Annotated in this window: 14 protein-coding genes and 2 pseudogenes; 2 read left to right on the plus strand and 14 right to left on the minus strand. The window is 61.1% G+C overall.

The window, feature by feature from the left end; genetic code table 11:
- Positions 1-1410, plus strand: coding sequence for a DUF2130 domain-containing protein (locus IB278_RS24210; RefSeq protein ID WP_192325974.1), 1410 nt, complete (start codon positions 1-3; stop codon positions 1408-1410).
- A gap of 227 nt (positions 1411-1637) precedes the next feature.
- On the opposite strand, the gene IB278_RS24215 is transcribed toward IB278_RS24210, so the two are convergent.
- Positions 1638-1943: a helix-turn-helix domain-containing protein gene (locus tag IB278_RS24215; RefSeq protein ID WP_192325976.1), complete on the minus strand. Its 306-nt coding sequence runs from the start codon at positions 1941-1943 to the stop codon at positions 1638-1640.
- Positions 1944-2204: 261 nt separating this feature from the next.
- Between IB278_RS24215 and IB278_RS24220 the strand changes: the two genes are divergently transcribed.
- A complete protein-coding gene (locus IB278_RS24220; protein WP_192325978.1) occupies positions 2205-2777 on the plus strand; it encodes an XRE family transcriptional regulator in 573 nt (190 codons plus the stop codon).
- Positions 2778-3313: 536 nt separating this feature from the next.
- Here IB278_RS24220 and IB278_RS24225 read toward each other — a convergent pair.
- The 13 genes and pseudogenes from IB278_RS24225 to IB278_RS24285 all read right to left on the minus strand — a co-directional run bounded on the left by IB278_RS24225 (position 3314) and on the right by IB278_RS24285 (position 15926).
- Positions 3314-5257 carry an ATP-binding protein gene (locus tag IB278_RS24225; RefSeq protein ID WP_192325980.1) on the minus strand — a complete coding sequence of 648 codons (1944 nt, stop codon included), beginning with the start codon at positions 5255-5257 and terminating at the stop codon, positions 3314-3316.
- Positions 5245-5811: a hypothetical protein gene (locus IB278_RS24230; protein WP_192325982.1), complete on the minus strand. Its 567-nt coding sequence runs from the start codon at positions 5809-5811 to the stop codon at positions 5245-5247. Before IB278_RS24230 ends, IB278_RS24225 begins: the two co-directional genes overlap by 13 nt.
- Complete coding sequence (locus IB278_RS24235; RefSeq protein ID WP_192325984.1) at positions 5801-7057, minus strand: hypothetical protein; 1257 nt, start codon at positions 7055-7057, stop codon at positions 5801-5803. The genes IB278_RS24230 and IB278_RS24235 overlap by 11 nt, the downstream gene beginning before the upstream one ends.
- Positions 7058-7431: 374 nt before the next feature.
- Positions 7432-8367: pseudogene (locus tag IB278_RS24240) on the minus strand (OB-fold nucleic acid binding domain-containing protein); the annotation flags it as partial.
- 178 nt (positions 8368-8545) lie between these two features.
- Positions 8546-8725: pseudogene (locus IB278_RS34310) on the minus strand (biotin carboxylase N-terminal domain-containing protein); the annotation flags it as partial.
- Between the two features lie 25 nt (positions 8726-8750).
- On the minus strand, positions 8751-9743 hold the full coding sequence (locus tag IB278_RS24250) for a Bug family tripartite tricarboxylate transporter substrate binding protein (RefSeq protein WP_192325988.1): 993 nt from the start codon (positions 9741-9743) through the stop codon (positions 8751-8753).
- A gap of 60 nt (positions 9744-9803) precedes the next feature.
- Entirely contained in the window at positions 9804-10850 is a 1047-nt protein-coding gene (locus IB278_RS24255) for a D-cysteine desulfhydrase family protein (protein WP_192325990.1), read from the minus strand.
- A 5-nt stretch (positions 10851-10855) separates the two neighbouring features.
- Entirely contained in the window at positions 10856-11530 is a 675-nt protein-coding gene (locus IB278_RS24260) for an RraA family protein (protein ID WP_192325991.1), read from the minus strand.
- Positions 11531-11558: 28 nt separating this feature from the next.
- A complete protein-coding gene (locus tag IB278_RS24265) occupies positions 11559-12779 on the minus strand; it encodes an aminotransferase class I/II-fold pyridoxal phosphate-dependent enzyme (protein ID WP_192325993.1) in 1221 nt (406 codons plus the stop codon).
- A gap of 14 nt (positions 12780-12793) precedes the next feature.
- Positions 12794-13174, minus strand: coding sequence for a RidA family protein (locus tag IB278_RS24270; protein ID WP_192325995.1), 381 nt, complete (start codon positions 13172-13174; stop codon positions 12794-12796).
- Between the two features lie 48 nt (positions 13175-13222).
- Positions 13223-14479, minus strand: coding sequence for an NAD(P)/FAD-dependent oxidoreductase (locus IB278_RS24275; protein WP_192325997.1), 1257 nt, complete (start codon positions 14477-14479; stop codon positions 13223-13225).
- Positions 14480-14488: 9 nt separating this feature from the next.
- Entirely contained in the window at positions 14489-15217 is a 729-nt protein-coding gene (locus IB278_RS24280; RefSeq protein ID WP_192325999.1) for an amino acid ABC transporter ATP-binding protein, read from the minus strand.
- Entirely contained in the window at positions 15192-15926 is a 735-nt protein-coding gene (locus IB278_RS24285) for an amino acid ABC transporter permease (RefSeq protein ID WP_192326001.1), read from the minus strand. The genes IB278_RS24280 and IB278_RS24285 overlap by 26 nt, the downstream gene beginning before the upstream one ends.
- Between the last annotated feature and the right edge of the window lie 2 nt (positions 15927-15928).

Consider the following 15928-nt stretch of genomic DNA (forward strand, 5'->3'; position numbering starts at 1 on the left):
ATGCATGAAATCATCTGCCCGCACTGCGGGAAAGCATTCAAGATCGACGAGGCCGGGTACGCGGACATCCTGAAGCAGGTTCGCGACAGCGACTTCGAGAGGCAGTTGCACGAGCGGCTTGAGCTGGCCGAGCAGGACAAGCGTAACGCCGTCGAACTCGCCCAAACGAAGGTCGCCAGCGAATCGCAGAAGGCTGTCGCCGCCAAGGACGGCGAGATCCAGGAACTCAAGGCGAAGCTCGAGGCCGGTGACCTCGCGCGGAAACTCGCTGTGAGCGAGGCCCTCAGCGCCGTGGAGAAAGAACGTGATGCACTCGCGAATGAACTTGAGCAGGCGAAGCATGACAAGCGGTCTGCGTCCGAACTAGCTGAGGCAAGGCACGTGAGCGAACTGGAGAGAGGAGCCGCTACAAAGGAAGTGGAGATTCAGGGCCTGAAGGCCAAGCTTGACGCCATCGTGGTTGCGCAGAGGCTCGCGATCACCGAGGCAGTCAGCGCGGTCGAGAAGGAGCGGGACCAACTGAAAAGCGGCCTCGAACGGGTGGAACTTGAGAAGCAACTCGCCGAGAATTCACTCAGGGACAAGTACGAGACGCAGATCAAGGATCGCGATGATGCAATCGAGCGCCTCCGGGACTTGAAGGCTCGCCTGTCTACCAAGATGGTTGGTGAAACCCTTGAGCAGCACTGCGAGACCGAGTTCAACCGCATTCGATCGATGGCGTTTCCGAAGGCATATTTCGAGAAGGACAACGACGCACGGACTGGCAGCAAGGGCGATTACATCTTTCGCGACTCGGATGAGGCTGGCACTGAGATCGTCTCGATCATGTTTGAAATGAAGAACGAGAGTGATCGTACCGCGACGAAAAACAAGAACGAGGACTTTCTGAAGGAGCTCGACAAGGATCGTACAGAGAAGGGGTGCGAGTATGCAGTGCTGGTTTCCCTTCTCGAGCCCGAAAATGAACTCTACAACACCGGGATCGTCGACGTGTTCCACCGCTACCCGAAGATGTACATCGTCCGGCCGCAGTTCTTTCTTCCAATCATCACGCTGCTGAGGAATGCGGCGATGAACTCGCTCAAGTACAAGTCGGAGCTTGCGCTCTTTAAGACGCAAAACATCGACATCACGAACTTCGAAACCGAGCTCGATACGTTCAAGAACGCATTCGCGAAAAACTACGACCTCGCCTCCCGGCGCTTCCAAACGGCGATCGATGAGATCGACAAGTCGATCGACCACTTGCAGAAGACGAAGGAAGCCCTGCTTGGCACGGATCGGAACCTTCGTCTTGCAAACGACAAGGCCCAGGACGTGACGATCAAGAAGCTGACTAGAGCCAATCCGACGATGGCGGCCAAGTTCGCCGAACTCAGGAATCCTGGTCCTATGGATGTCGGATGAGTCAGGTCCTCAATGCGGGGATCAGCCTACCTAAGCCGGGCACATCGGCGATTGCGTGGCAGGCCTGGTCCTGCTTCTGCCAAGCGGCTATCCGCGCCCTAAGTGGACCCCGCGCGAGTTCTTCAGCGGGTTGGTATCGAATTGGCCGATGGCGATGCCCACGTCGCGCAGGACGTTCAATGCGGCAACGGGATTGCCGAACCGGCGCGGTTCGTTGCCGTGGGTTGCTAGCCGGCTCGGCGGACACGCTTGACCACCCGCGCGGGCAGCGTTTCCACAAGTTGTGAGACCGAAACCTCCAGGCCGCCAGCCAGCCTCCAAATGTTGAAGAGCGACAAGTTGCGCTCGCCGCGTTCAACGGAGCCAACGTAGTTGGGGTGCAAGCCGGCCGACTCCGAAAGCTGCTCGATCGTGATGAGGCGGTCGTGCCGTAGGGCGCGCAAATGCTCGCCAAATGCTTGTTGCAGACGCTCCAGCTCTTTGCTGGACGCGGAGTCCAGTGGCTGGGGCTTGTTTGCAACTACTCGGGGCATGCGCCCAAGTTTTCAATCTCCAACACTAAGAGTACACAAACTATCAGTTTGGTTACGAGGCGGATTCTGGCAAAATTGCTGAAAACAAAACGCAAAGTGTGTTTGTTTCGATCAGATTTCTTTTCTCGTCAGCTCAACTATCTGGAGCGGAGTGAGATTCAAATGACGCGTCGACAGATCGCTTCGCCTCTACCAACGGCACGACCTCTACGGCTGCCGGTTTCTGTCACGCGAGCCCGGCCGCGGCAGCCCGCACCTATCGTGCGCAGCCTGTCCGCGGCTCGCATCGGCGCGCAGGTGAGGGCGCTGCGCATGGCGGCCGAGGTGTCTGGCGGCGAACTGGCCAAGACCTCGGGGATTTCTGCTTCGATGCTCTCGCGCATCGAGCGCGGGCTGGTCTCGCCTTCGGTAGAGACGCTGGAGCGTCTCGCGAATGGTCTTGGTGTGCCGGCGTCGCGCTTCTTCAGCGATCAGGCGCGGCGCACGGACTTCTGCCATGTGCGTGCAGGACAGGGTGTCTTGGTCGATCGCATCGGCGCGGTGGCGGACTACCGCTATGAGCTGCTGGGCCACCTGCTGTCGGGCAACCTGTTCGTCGAGCCGTACCTGGTCACGCTGCTGCCTGGCGCCGACCCCTACGTGACCTTCCAGCACCCGGGTCTCAAGTTCCTGTACTTCCTGTCCGGGGAGGTCAGCTACCGCTATGGCGGCAGGACTGTGGAGGTGAGGGCAGGGGACTCGTTGTTGTTCGATGCGACCGCACTGCATGGGATCGAGGCCATTCGGACCCAGCCGGTCTCTTACCTGTCGGTGGTATTCACGCTGCGAGAGTAGGCTGTTCTTGGCCGCCCTGCCGCGCCGCGGGGCGACGCGGATGCCCATTCGATGGTCCCCCTGCGAATTCGCTAGCCGATTCCACTCCCATCACCTCGGCCGGGTAGCAGCCTTCGGGTATGCCTGCTTCAGACTGAACTCAGTCAGCCGCAGTTGGCAGGTCGAACGACAGTGCCGACCACCACCGGACATTCGACGTTTAGTGAAGTGCATGAAAGCCCATCTCAACGGCGCGCCGATTCTGGTTTGCGCGCCGCCTGGTTTCCAGGATGATTTGGAAGTTTGGAAGCACTGCTCGCCGCAGTGGCTATCGCTGTCGAAGTCGGACTCCGTCAGTTCCTGATGCGCTGGAACTCGCGCAGCGAGTTGTGCTGCGCTCACGCGCCGATACACACGCCTTTGCGTCGGGAACGTGCGACATCAGAACAAGTCGGTAGAGGCCCGCGTCCTGTTGATCGAACTGCTGCTTTGCCATCAGGTGGCCGCCACCCAAGTCGATTCTGGTCGACAACCGGCACCGCAATCATCCACTCAAATCAGGACGCCTGCTTGTCCCGAGGAATCAGGAGTCGGTCCTCCTTCGACAACTTCAGGACAACTTTCGAAGCAAACTCTGGCGGATACTTCCCGACTCCTGTGGAGAACAGAATTTGAAACGGCTTGCTCGACGGATTCTCAAGCGCCTCAATCTGCCGAAGCATCTTTACGAGTCCCTCAAAGTCAATACCAGCTGTCTCAGGGGTGTCGACCAAGAGGAGGCGCGGGAACGGAATGTCCGAAAGTAGCGCCAACTGCAACAAACCTAGATAGTAGAGAAAACGCTTTGGAACCTTGGCGCTGTGCTCCCGATACTGGCCGTTGTTGATAATCGGCAAGTACGTTTGTCGGTCGATGGCCGCACTTCTGCAATCGGCGACCACGGACGTCATGAAGTCATTGTAGACCCGATCAAACTCACCAATCTGATTCTGCAATTCGATCTTTGATTCGCCATCGAGGCGCTGCACTTCAAGCTTTGTCCTGTCGAGCAGAGTCTTCTTGTCATTTTGCCGTTTCAAGAGGGACCCGAGCTTGCTCTCCAGTCTGAATGCTTCTTGGCACTTGGCGAGTTTCTCCCGCGACTCCAGAAGTTTCTCGTCGAGTTCTTCCATCGCTTTTTCGACTCTATCTGGGCTAGCGCCGGCTTCCTCGATTCGCTTCCGTTTCGCAGAAATATCACGCAAAACCCTGTCGCGCTCCTCGTTCCAATGCGCGTGCTCTTCTCGAACGCCACGTATCGCCAGCCGCAAGGTTTCGAGGGCCTTGGTCTTTCCTTTTAGAATCTCAAAATACTCGGCGGGGCTATAAAAGAATCGCTGGTAATCCTGCTCTTCCACCGCCTGCCCGCAAACGCAATGACCGGGAGTCCGCAAGACATCGTTCAAGCAATAGGGGCAGGTGTCGCGTGAGAATAGATTGAGCTGGCCATGCGCATATATGACCTTGTTGATTCTCTGGATATCAGCTTCTAGCGCCCGCTCAACATCGACAAGGCGACCAGCTTCATCAGTCAACTGCTCGCGGTGTTCGTCAATGGTTCGCCGCTGAACCTCCAATTCACGGGCCTGCCGTAGTTCTGCATCAAGGGCTAGCTGTGCTTGTGCACTACCAAGCTGACCGCGAGAAAACGCCTTCCGGGAAATCAGCAGCGAGGCAACCTGAGTTTCAAGTTCCTCAATTCGTTCGTTAAGCGCTTTGACGTTGGATATCTCATTAATTCCGCTGGCACGGAGCAAATGATTAACGATGTCTTCGTACTCCTGATGCACAGATTTCGCCGCAAGAAAATCTCTTTCGGCATTCTTCTGTAAGCCAATGGCTGCATAGAGTTCCATCAAGGTTTTGCCAATCAGAATCTGAAATATGGCGCGACGAATCTCTAAAGAATCAGAGACAAAGCTGGCTGCGTCCGCCGGTTTATAAATTCCGTGTGGATCTGGGCTCTGATTGTGATAAATCAACCGTGCAAGGTCTGTAAAGTTGAGCTTGAACTGCTTCCCGCCCTGGAAGATGTCGACGACAGGAATGCTCAACTTCTCAAGTAGCCAATCGGAGAAGGTCTTCGTCTCTTCTCGTCGGAATATTGGATATGTGTCGGCCTGCAGCTCCGCTGCGACGCCGTCGACCTCCTGCATGGCCTTGATTACAGTGATGGTGTTGTCGCGCAGTCGCCGGCTGAGAGTAAATAGCTCACTGTCTATCTCAATTACGAGGCGGATAAGGTTATTTGAATCATTTACAACCTCGATGTGCACTTCTGGCGAAGTAGGGTCAAATTCCTCAACCCTGCCGCCAAGCCCGTAATAGATGAGGTTGAAGAAGGTAGACTTTCCGGTCCCATTCGGCCCTTCAATTATAGATACGCCGTCATCGAACGTCGGAGACTGGAAGTAGTATTTGTCGCCGATGTACTCGACTTTCTTAATGCTCAGGAAGCCCATACGCGAACTCCTCTATCCTTGTAAAGGCGGTCCAACAAACTCTCGAACGTTAAGAGCGATAGGCGTGGAACGAGTTTCCTCAATTTTTCGGCGTTAGCCCTCTCGTCGGTGAATGAGTCACTTTCGAAGAAGCCTTGCGGAACGCCATCGCTAATCAAGGTGATGTCGAGCATCTCGGGGCTGTCAGTTCGCTGCATCCGCAGGAACCCCCGGCGCTCCATCGAGAATATTATTTTGAAAACTTCGCGTTTATGCAATTCCGCGCTGGTATAACTCGAAAAAAGAAGTTCGCGATCGATGGCATTTGCAACGCCGACTCCCTGAGTCCTTTCCAATAGATCGATAAGTCGAGAGTCGCCGAGAAATTGAATTAAGTACGCAATCTTGCGATGATCCTTTACGCGCCTTGCACTTCCTCCGAGATATTGAAGAACCAAGAGAATGGAATAGGCCACAAAGTAAAAGTCTTCGCCAGAGATGAAAAACAGCGGACGCTTGTTCTTATGCGGCCCCCTTGACCCGTCGGCCGGCGATTGTTCAGTATTATTCTTCAACTTCGACCTCATCGAAGGCCAAGTAGCAGTCATCAAACAGCGTGAGTACTGCTCCCTTTATCGAATGAGCGTCACGTAAGGCATAGCGATAGCGGCCTCTCAAGCTGGCAACGTGATGCTCGGCAACCTTTGCCAACTCCTCAATCATGTCGAGTACCTGCTTCTGGGTGAGCGCCGAGGATGTCGGATGATTAGTGAGGAGATGTAATTCACACGCATCAAGTATTCTGCGAAGGAGGGCCTTCATTTCCCTCTGTCCTTCTGCTTCCACTCCCCTTGCCAAGCTGCAACTTCGAGCGAGCGCTTTCAGTATCTGAGCGCTGAAATCGGGGCAGACTGCCTTAATTTTTTCGGAGAGGTTTCTGAAATCAGATTTCTCAATCTCGGACCATTCGTCCCAGGCCGGGTCATCGGTTCGTTCGTCTTCGGTCGGCCCCAAGAGAATTTCGTTGAAAATATTTTTGAGCGAGTCCGTACTTAATAGGCGGTCTGTTATAGCCCGGGCCCCGGACCTCTTTTCGAGCCCATCTAGCAGAGCGGAAAGTATGAACTGTTCAAGTCCACGGTGGCGATGGTTGAAGAACCGGCAAGTTCGAACTAAGTGGAGCGCAGTCGCCTCAAGGCTTTCGTTAGATTCGTCGGTCAGCGTCCAATCAATTGACTTTATGAAGGCTGAGAACTCCGGTTGCGCCATTCCCTCAAGTAAGGCCCGATATCCTTTAGATGTGTCCGGGTACTGCTTGAAATACTCAGTCTTAACTATCGCGAAGGCAACCAATTTCTCTTCATCATCAAGGTCTTCACCCCGAGTAAGCCGTTTGAGGATGTCGTAGTGCTTCTGCTTTGGATCCAAGCCTAGCTTCTGCCGGAAATCAGCGGCGATGCGCTCTTGGGCGATTTCTGCAGAGGCGTACACACCAAGCTTCAGGTCACCGGAGCGAACGAACGTGAAGTACAGGTCGAGAAACGCGACCAACGTGTTTTTCAACGCCGCCGAATTGAAGCTGATGCGCGAGCCGTAGTACTTGTTTTCTTCGCCGCTGATGAGCGATTCGCTGTTGCCGTCATACAGCACAGAGTCCTCTAGAAGCTCCATGGCGCAATGGACTTGGCCATCGCTGTTCTCCTGAACCCGTTGGAGAAAACGGATTGCTGCCCGGAGCTTCTGAAAACGAAAACCTTTCGTCTTGTCGCCAGCCTCCCGGCTGATGTGCTCAACGCTGTTGGCGCATTCTTCCGCTGTCATGGGCCCCTCTCCATCCACTTCGTTTTCTATCGTTCCCCCTTTTTGGAATGTACATGAGAGATGGAGTGAAATCGCCCAGCGACTGACCTAGCTGGGCATCAAGACGAATTGTCTGAACGCACACGCGCGAGCCGTCTCGTGAATGGCAGTAACCGCAGTACCTCGCAAAGCCGCCATTCGGCCAGCGCCTGCCGCTGGATCCAACCACTGCCTGGTAGCAGGCAGCGCGAGTCCGCGCGGCGGCGGCAAATGGCAGCATCCGCTGGCTGCATAGGAGCCGGTCACCCGCGACATTGGCTCGGCGTAAACCATCGGAAGTGAGAGCGCAGTCCCTGCGACCTTTACTAGGTCATCTGCATCATTGGTGTGTTTTCCTACCTAAAATCCCGGCTCACCGTCGCCGCCGCCAACCGCCCCAGCAAGGGCGTCAGATCCTCCAGCCGCATCGCCACCAGGTTCTTCACCGCCCCCTCACGCTGCCATGTGCCATGCACGGCCATGAGCCGCGCGCCCAGCAGTTCCTGGCGCTGCGCGTCCCGGACGCTCTTCCACACGATCACCTGCACCACGCCGGTCTCGTCTTCCAGCGTCACAAAGATCGTGCCCTTCGCGGTTTCGGGCTGCTGACGCAGGGTCACGATGCCGCAATGGCTCACCTGCTCGCCGTTCTCGATCCCTTCGAGATCCCGCGCCGTCATCAGGCCGCGCCGCGCCAGGCGCTCGCGCAGCAGTGCGAGCGGATGCCGGCGCAAGGTCAGTCCGGTCGAGGCATAGTCGAACACGATCTCCTCGCCCTCGGGCGCGGCATCGAGTTCCAGGAAATCCTCCTCCACTGGCGCGCCGCGCAGCAGCGCGGGCGCCGCACGCAGACTCGCCGCTTCCCAGACCTGCTGGCGCCGGTGGCCCGACAGGCTCATCAGCGCATCGGCTGCCGCCAGCAGCTTCATCTCGTGCAATTCCAGCTTCGCACGCAGTGCCAAATCCTCGGTGCTGTCGAACACCTGCTGCGCGCGCGCCTCGACGATGCGGTCGGCCGAATCGGACTTGAGCCCACCGATCATGCGCAGCCCCAGCCGCACGGCAGGTGTGTGCGCCAGGTCTTCCAAGGTGCAGTCCACGTCGCTGTACATCACGTCGACCGGCCGCACCTCGACGCCGTGGCGCCGCGCGTCCTGCACGAGCTGCGACGGCGAATAGAAACCGAGCGGCTGCGAGTTCAGCATGGCCGCCAGGAACTCCGCCGGGTGATGGCACTTGATCCAGCAGCTCGCGTAGACCAGCAGCGCGAACGACGCCGCGTGGCTCTCCGGAGATCGGCCTTCCGCTTTAGCAGTAGACGCACGCCATGCGGGGCTGGCGGAAGGATCAGCGGCCGTGCAAGCACTTTCTTCAGCGTAACGCTCGCACTCGCTCGCTTAGAGCCTGCGAAATCCTGCTTCGAAGTAACCAGATGCAAGCGCTCGGACAGGAGTGGTGTGCGCCGAAGCATCGGTTCCTACCCACCAAGTAGCTTTCGTCTGCCTTGAATCGGTGCAGCGCAAGCCGGTCCTCGCGCGAGTAGATCGAGACCGTGCGCATGTTCATTTCCGAGGCGGCGCGCATCACGCGGATGGCGATCTCGGAGCGGTTGGCAATCAACAGGGAGCGGATAGAGCGTGCGACAGTGATGATGGGGCAGTTTTCTCAGTCAGGTTCACTCAGCCTTGGCCCCGGAAATCCGGACCTGCTCGGCCGCGAGCGGCATTTGTTGGACAACGAAACGCCAGAACTCGTCGATGCTGGCCGGCTTGACGGCCAGCGCGCCTTGTCCCACGAACTGCTGCTGCACTTCGGGTTTCTGCAAGGCGGTGTTGAGTGCTGCATTGAGCTGCTGGCGCACCACCAGCGGCGTGCCGGCCGGCGCGACCAGTCCGTACCAAGATTCCACGTGGAGTCCCTTGAAGCCCAATTCGTCGAAGGTCTTAACCTCGGGCAAAGCCGGCAGCCGCTGGCTCGCCGCGACCGCGAGGGGCCGCAGCTTGCCCGAACGTACGAAGGGCATTGCGCCGGTGGTCAGGATGAAGTCCACGCGACCGGCCATAAGCTCGGTCATCGCGAGTGCCGTGCCCTTGAATGGAATGTGGACCACATCCATGTTCGTCACCTGCTTGAAGCTCGCGCCGGCCAGGTGCTGCGTGGATCCCACGCCGGCGGAGCCATAGTTGAGCTTGCCTGGCTGCGCTTTGGCCGCACGCACCAGATCGTCCACCGAGCGGAACGGCGAACTGCCCGGTACCAGCAACACGCAGGGCGACAAAGTGATCAGGCCGACGGATGCGAAGTCCTTGATCGGGTCATGATTGAGTTTGGAGTACAACACCGAATTCAGTCCGTGCGAGGCGACTGTGGCCAGCAGCAGCGTGTTGCCATCGGGGCGAGCCCGCGCGACCGCGTCGGTGCCGATGTTCCCACCGGCACCGGCCTTGTTGTCGATCACGATGGTGCGGCCCAGGGCCGCGGCCATGTGGGTGGCAGCCAAGCGCGCTACGTTGTCCGATGGGCCGCCAGCGGGCCAACCCACGACCAGTGTGAGGGGGCCGCCGGACGCGGCCGCTTGCGCATGCACGAGGCCGGACAAGGGCGCGGCCGCCACAGTGGCGACTGCGGCGGCGACTAAGCGCCTGCGGCTGGGATGGTTTCGGTCCATGGTGTCTCCTCTTTTCCTTTGACGATGGATGTGGGTCACGTTGGCTTGTGCGGGAGGCTTTCAGTGGGCCGATCCGGCCAGTTGCGCCGAGTGGGCGGCGTCGCCATGCGGGCGCACGAGTGCGTCGGCGTAGCTGAAGATGCCCGGCGTGCCACCCGTGTGGATGAAAACCACGTTCTGTCCCGGCTTGAAGCGAAGCCGCGCCAGGTCCATCGCGCCGGCCATGGATTTGCCCGTGTAGCACGGGTCCAGCAGCAGCCCTTCCTCGCGTGCGAGCAGATCGATGGCTTCCATGCCCGCTTCGGACGGAATGGCGTAGCCTTGCCCGATGTAGTCGTCCAGCACCTGCACCGCGTCCGCGGGCAGATGACCGTCCAGGCCGATCAGCGCGGCGGCGGCCTGCACGTCGTGGTGGATGCGCGGGACCAGTTCGGCCACGCTGCGGTTGATGGTCAGGCCGATTACCGGCAGGCGCGTGCCGGTGGCCAGCGCGCCCAGGAGCAGTCCGCTCTGGATGCAGCCCGAACCGGAAGCGAAGACCACGGCGTCGATGCCAAAGCCTGCGGCCTGCGACTGCTGGGCCAGTTCCTGCACCAAGCCGATGTAGCCCAGCGCACCCGTTGGCGAATAGCCGCCGCCGGGGATGATGAAGGGCTTCGCCCCCTGGCCGCGCAATGCTTCGGCCACCTGTTCCATCACCGGCTCCAGGCCCGCAAGCCCATCTACCTCGGCATACACCAGCCGCGCGCCCAGCACCTGGTTGAGCAGCATATTCCCTTGTAATGCCGGAGCTCCGTCTTTGGGTTGGCGCAGCACCAACACGACCTTCAGGCCGAGCTGGTTGGCGGCGGCGGCCGTCAGGCGGACGTGGTTAGAGGTGGTAGGGCCGCAGGTGATGACGGTGTTGGCTCCTTCGGCCAGCGCGCGCCCGAGCAAGGTGCCGAGCGAGCGCGTCTTGGAGCCGCCGAAGGCCAGCCCGGTCAGGTCGTCGCGCTTGACCCACAGCCGCGCGCCGCCCAATTGACGCGACAGGCGCTCCAGCGGTTGCAGCGGCGTCGGGTAGACGCCCGTCTGCGCCACGGGCACTTGCTCCAGGCTCAATGCCATTGCAGTCAAGCACCCAGAACAGGCAAGCCGGCCTGGCGCAGCGCGTCGTCCAGCCAGGGCGAGACGAGGATGCCTTCCTCAATCTCCTTGATGCGCTGGGCCTCGACCTCGACCTTCTTCTGCGCCGCCGCCAGCACCGCCTCGACCTCGCCACGCGGGATCACCACCACACCATCGACGTCGCCCACCACCAGGTCGCCCGGGTTCACCGCCACGCCGCCCACCGAGACGGGGATGTTCAGGCGCCCCGGCAGGCCCTTGGTCGGGCCGCAGGGGTTGGTGCCGGCCGCGAAGATCGGGAAGTCACCCTGGGCCAGCTCGGCGGTGTCGCGCGAGGCCGCGTCCACAACGAAGCCGCCCAGCTTGGCCGCCGCGCCCTGGGTGACCATCAGGTCGCCGAACAGCGCGCAGGTGCTGTCAGCCTTGCCGTCCACGACGATCACATCGCCGGGTTTGGCCACCGCCAGCGCGACGTGGAACATCAGGTTGTCGCCGGGACGCACCTCGACGGTGTAGGCTGGGCCGCAGACGGTCATGGCGGGGTTCAGCGCGCGGATGCGTGCGTCCATGGTGCCACGGCGGCCGGCCACGTCGCACAGGATGGCGGCTTGGAACTTGCGGGCGCGGGCGATCTGCTCGGGGGTGACACGCTCGAATTCGGCGGTGGACTGGTAGGACATGGAAGGTCTCCTGGGGATAAAGGGTGGATCAGGGCTTGCGCAGTTCGGCTACGGCGGCCGCAATGGCTTGGCAGCCCCTGTCGATCTCGCTGGTGGCAGTGGCAAACGAGAAGCGCAGATAGGGCGACAGGCCGTAAGAGGTGCCGTCGATGGTCACGACGCCGGCCTGCTCGATGAAGTAGCTGGCCACGTCCTGGTCGGTCCTGAGCACGGTGCCTGATGGCGTGGTGCGGCCGATCAGACCGGCGACCGAGGCGAACACGTAGAAGGCACCGGGCGGCAGGTCGCAGGCGATGCCATCGATCGCGCTCAGCTGCCGCGCCTGGCGATCACGCCGGCCCTCGAACAACTTGGCGGCCTCGGACACGCACTCCTGCGGGCCGTTCAGCGCCTCTGCCGCAGCGGCCTGTGCGGCGGCAGTGGCGCAGGTGGTGCTCTGCGTGATCAGCAGCGTGATGGCCTTGACCAGCTCGGCCGGGCCAGCGCCGTAGCCGATGCGCCAGCCGGTCATGGCGTAGGCCTTGGACACGCCGTTTATGACCAGTGTGCGCGGACGCAGCGCGGGCGTGGTGTTCAGGATGCAGCAGTGGCGCGCGCCGCCGTAGATGAAATGCTCGTAGATCTCATCGGTCATCACCCATACCTGCGGGTGCTTCAGCAGCACCTCGCCCAGCCCGCGCAGTTCTTCTTCTGAATACACCGCGCCAGTGGGGTTGTTCGGCGAGTTCAGCACCAGCCAGCGCGTGCGCGGCGTGATGGCGGCTTCCAGGGCGGCCGGCGTGAGCTTGAAGCCGGTGTCCGCCGGGCAGTCCACGATCTTGGGTACGCCGCCGTTGATCAGCACCATTTCGGGGTAGGACACCCAGTACGGCGCCGGAATTACGACCTCGTCGCCCGCATTCAGCGAGGCGGTGAAGGCGTTGAAGATGATGTGCTTGGCACCGCTGCCCACCACGACCTCGGGCAACTCGTAGGCCAAGCCGTTCTCGCGCTGCAGCTTGCCAATGATCGCCTTGCGCAGCGCCGGCGTACCCGCCGAGGCAACGTAACGTGTGTGGCCCTCGCCGAGCGCGCGGACGCCGGCTTCGACGATGTGCTTGGGCGTGGGGAAGTCGGGCTCGCCGACGGTGAAGTCCACGATGGTGCGGCCGGCAGCGCGCAGGGCATCGGCTTTGGCCTTGGCCGCGATGCTGGCAGAGGGCTTCACCTGCCCCAGGCGGGACGCGACGATGGAGGGGGTCGTGTTCATGTTCAGTCCCTTCCTCAGCCCTTGTTGAGGGGCGACCAGGCGGTCACTTCGATTTCCACGTCCACGTCCTGAGACAGCTTGGCCTCGACCGTACTGCGCACCGGCAGACCCTCGATGAAATAGGTCGCATAGACCTCGTTGAAGGGCTTCATGTGCTTGATATCGGACAGCCAGCAGGTCGCGCGCACCACGTGCTCCATGCCCAGGCCGTGCTCGGCCAGGCTGGCGGCGATGGCGTCGAGCACGTTGCGCGTCTGCGTCTGGATGTCGCCGCGCAGCGGCGTCAGGTCGGCGTTCTTGGGAGTCTGGCCCGACAGGAACAGGAAGTCGCCGGCGCGCACGGCCTTGGACAGCGGGGCCGCGAGCGGCGAGGGATAGCGGATGGGCAGGGACATGATGGTTTCCTTGGGAGGGTGGGATCACGCGCGGCGTGACAGCTTTCTTCAGCTGAATCGTTCAAGCGACAGGGGCGCGAGGTCCACCGGCGGTGCCGTGCCCTGCACCAGCGCGGAGATGCAGCGTGCGGTCACGGCCGACAGCGTCAGGCCGTTGTGCGCATGGCCGAAGGCGTAGTGGATGGCCGGTGCGCTGGGCACCGTGCCGATGGCCGGCAGGCCGTCGGGCAGCGAGGGGCGGACGCCCATCCAGGGCTTGGCCTCGTCGCCGTCCAGGCCGCGCAGGTACTGGCGCGCCAGTGCCAGCAGCATGTGGGCACGCTCCCAGGCCGGCGGCGCATCCCAGCGCGCGAACTCGGCCGTGCCGGCCAGGCGCAGGCCTTCGTCCATGGGCGTCGCCGCGAAGTGCGGCTCGCCGAAGACCACGGGCCGGGTCAGCGACAGGCCTGGGCGCGGCAGCATCAGGTGGTAGCCGCGCTCGGAGGCTAGCGGCACGTGGCGGAAGAAGGGCCGCATCAGCGCACCACTCCAGTAGCCGCCGCAGACCACGATCCGGTCGTATTGACGGCTGCGATGTTGCCCTTGAACAGTTACCTTGCCGCCCTCTTGCAGGCTGACCGCGCCCACCTCATCGCGCACGACGCGCCCACCCTGCGCGGCCAGGTGCTCGGCATAGCGCAGGCCCAGACCCTGTGGGTTGCTGCAACGCCCGGAGTTCTGGAACAACAGGCCGCCCACGATGTCCGGGGCCAGTGCGGGCTCCAGGGCCGCGATCTCGACGGCCGACAGCCTGCGCACGGGCAGGTCGTGGCGGTTCCAGGTGTCCAACGCGGCGCATTTCTTGTCCAGCGCCGGCTGCGTTTTGAACGCGATCAGGCCGCCGTCGCGCGAGATGAGGTTGCTGGCACCCGCCTGCGCCGCCAGTCCAGAGATGGATGCATAGGCCATACGCGTCATCGCCGCCAGCGTTCCGGTGATGCGTGCCATCGCCTCGGGCTTAAGCACAGTCAGCGCGCGCCGCCCCCACGGCAGCATGTGGAGCGCGTAGCTGGGCCGGACGACCAGCGGCCCGTCCTTGGCAAGCATCAGGCGCGGCATCTGCCACAGCATGTCGGGTGAGGCCGGCGGGAAGATGTTGGCCTCCGAGAGGTAGCCTGCATTGCCAGCCGAGCAGGCCTGCATCGGCGCATCGCGCTCGATGACAGTTACGTCATGCCCATCGAGTTGCAACTGCAGCGCCGTTGAGAGGCCGACGATGCCCCCGCCGACGACGGCGACCGTCGGCCTTGATGAGGTGGGAGCCATAAAAAGGGCTCAGTGAGAACGCAGGTCCGACAGGAAGCGTTTGGCGCGCTCGCTTCGCGGATTGGAGAAGAAGGCGTCGGGCTTGTCGGTCTCGATCAACTGGCCCTGATCCATGAACCAGACATGATCGGCGACCTCGCGCGCAAAATTCATTTCATGGGTTACGCACATCATGGTCATGCCTTCCTTGGCGAGTGACTTCATGACGTTAAGCACCTCGCCCACCATCTCCGGGTCCAGCGCGCTGGTCGGCTCGTCGAACAGCATCACCGGTGGCTCCATTGCCAGCGCGCGGGCGATGGCCACCCGTTGCTGCTGGCCACCGGATAGTTGCTGCGGATAAGAATCGGCCTTGTGCGCAAGACCCACGCGGTCAAGCAGCGCCATCCCCTTCTCACGCGCGGCCGCCTTGGTCTCGCCAGAAACCTTGACCGGCGCGAGGCAGACGTTGTCGATGGCCGACATGTGCGGGAACAGGTTGAAGGACTGGAACACGAAGCCTACGCGGGTGCGGAACTGATTGATATCCAGCCCCTTGCTGTGCACGTTCCGGCCTTCCAGAAAAATCTCGCCGCCCTGGATCTCCTCCAGCCGGTTGACAGTGCGGATCAGCGTGGACTTACCTGACCCGGAGGGCCCGCACAGCACCACCACCTCGCCTTTACTGACCTGCTCGGTCACGTCCGTGAGGGCGTGGTACTCGCCGTACCACTTATTGACTTTGGAGAAGCGAATCATTTTGAACTCCTGCGAAAGGGGTGATGCGGGCACGGCGTCGCTCGACGCGCTGCTCAACGGCGCGCGCAGTTCGAGTCAGGGCAAAGCAAACGACGAAATAGATCAACGAGAGCGTGACGAAGACCTGCAGCGGCTTGGTCAGCAGTGACGAATTGACCATGTTGGCTGAATACGTCAGCTCATGAACACTGATCACGTAGCCGATGGAGGTTTCCTTGATGGTGGAGACGAACTGGCTGATCAAGCTGGGCAGCATGTTGTAGAGCGCCTGCGGCAAGATCACCTGGCGCATCGTGAGACCGTAGCTCAGCCCCAGGGAGCGGGAGGCTTCGGTCTGGCCTTTAGGCAGAGCCTCTATGCCCGCACGCACGATCTCCGACATGTAGGTGGACTGATAAATCACCAGCGTGACGACCAGAGTGGTGAAGGCACTTGTCGGCCGGCCGATCAGCACGGGCACTAGGAAGTAACTCCAAAACACCAGCATCACCAACGGGATGCCTCGCACCACGTAGACGATGAGTGTGCTAGGCCAACGTAAGATTGCCCAAGGGGACAGCCTGCACAAGGCGAGCACGATGGACAATGGGAACGCCAAGCCTAGGCCAAGGACAGACAGAATGAGCGTGAGCGCAAGGCCGCCCAGTGGGCCGCTGGGGTACTGGCCAATCAGCAGTGACGGCAAATGTTCGTTGAAGATTTCTTGCATGG

It is taken from the genome of Variovorax sp. VRV01 (assembly GCF_014852545.1).
Lineage (GTDB): Bacteria > Pseudomonadota > Gammaproteobacteria > Burkholderiales > Burkholderiaceae_C > Variovorax > Variovorax beijingensis_A.